At 68.7% G+C, this 1,357-nt stretch carries 2 protein-coding genes; both read right to left on the bottom strand.

What is annotated here, in order from left to right:
* Window positions 1-261 (bottom strand): biotin/lipoyl-containing protein (locus tag ACFYW9_RS41390; protein ID WP_389160368.1); only part of this gene is annotated, 261 nt, incomplete at its 3' end.
* 9 nt (window positions 262-270) lie between these two features.
* Entirely contained in the window at window positions 271-1,251 is a 981-nt protein-coding gene (locus ACFYW9_RS41385) for an alpha-ketoacid dehydrogenase subunit beta (protein ID WP_389160364.1), read from the bottom strand.
* Between the last annotated feature and the right edge of the window lie 106 nt (window positions 1,252-1,357).

Below are 1,357 nucleotides of genomic sequence, written 5' to 3'. Positions count from 1 at the left end.
CACGTCGACCGTGATGATCACCTGGCCGACGTCCACCGTCGTGCCCTCGGGGAAGCGGAGCTCGCTCACCACACCGTCGTAGGGGATCGGCAGCTCGACGGCCGCCTTGGCGGTCTCGACCTCGCAGACGACCTGGCCGTCGGTGACCGTGTCACCTACCTGGACGTACCACTTGAGGATCTCCGCCTCGGTGAGTCCCTCGCCCACGTCGGGCATCTTGAACTCGCGGAGTCCCGACGCGTTCTCAGTCATCGTCGTCACGACTCTCTCCTAGTACGCCAGCGAGCGGTCGACGGCGTCGAGCACCCGGTCCAGGCCCGGAAGGTACTCCTCCTCCAGGCGGGCCGGCGGGTACGGGGCGTGATAGCCGCCGACCCGCAGAACGGGCGCCTCCAGGTGGTAGAAGCACCGCTCGGTGATGCGGGCCGCGATCTCCGCGCCCGTCCCGAGGAACACCGGCGCCTCGTGCACCACGACCAGGCGGCGGGTCCTCTCGACCGAGGCCTGGATGGAGTCGAAGTCGATCGGGGACATCGAGCGCAGGTCCAGGACCTCGATCGACTTGCCCTCCTCCTGGGCGGCCGCGGCGGCCTCCAGGCAGACCTTCACCATCGGACCGTAGGCGACCAGGGTCAGGTCGCTGCCCTCGCGCGCCACCCGGGCCTTGTGCAGCGGACCGGGGATGGCGTCCTTGTCGACCTCGGCCTTGTCCCAGTAGCGCCGCTTGGGCTCGAAGAAGATCACCGGGTCGTCGCTCTGGATGGCCTGCTGCATCATCCAGTAGGCGTCGCCCGCGTTCGAGGGAGAGACCACCTTCAGGCCCGCCACGTGCGCGAACAGCGCCTCGGGGGACTCCGAGTGGTGCTCGACCGCGCCGATGCCGCCGCCGTAGGGGATACGGATGACGACCGGCAGCTTGATCTTGCCCAGCGCCCGCGCGTGCATCTTCGCGAGCTGGGTGACGATCTGGTCGTAGGCGGGGAAGACGAAACCGTCGAACTGGATCTCCACGACCGGGCGGTAGCCGCGCAGGGCCAGACCGATCGCGGTGCCGACGATGCCCGACTCGGCGAGCGGGGTGTCGATGACCCGCTCCTCGCCGAAGTCCTTCTGCAGCCCGTCGGTGACCCGGAAGACACCACCGAGCTTGCCGACGTCCTCGCCCATGATCAGGACCTTGGGGTCGGCCTCGAGGGCCGTGCGCAGCGATTCGTTGATCGCCTTGGCCAGCGCCATCTTTTCCGTCGTCATGGCTACTTGCCCTCCCCGGCGTCCGTGAACGACGCCTGGTAGGCGGCGAACTGGGCGCGCTCCTCGTCGACGAGCGCGTGCCCGTCCGCGTACACGTTCTCGAAGA

Origin of the sequence: Streptomyces sp. NPDC002698 (genome assembly GCF_042888945.1) — a bacterium.
In the GTDB taxonomy this organism is placed as follows: domain Bacteria; phylum Actinomycetota; class Actinomycetes; order Streptomycetales; family Streptomycetaceae; genus Streptomyces.
The sequence above is the reverse complement of the archived record's forward strand: the minus strand, read 5'-3'. Positions and strand labels throughout refer to the sequence as shown.

What these genes read in the sequence shown, in the direction of transcription:
- ACFYW9_RS41385 (WP_389160364.1), bottom strand. Translation starts at nt 1,251, where the DNA reads ATGACGACGGAAAAGATGGCGCTGGCCAAGGCGATCAACGAATCGCTG.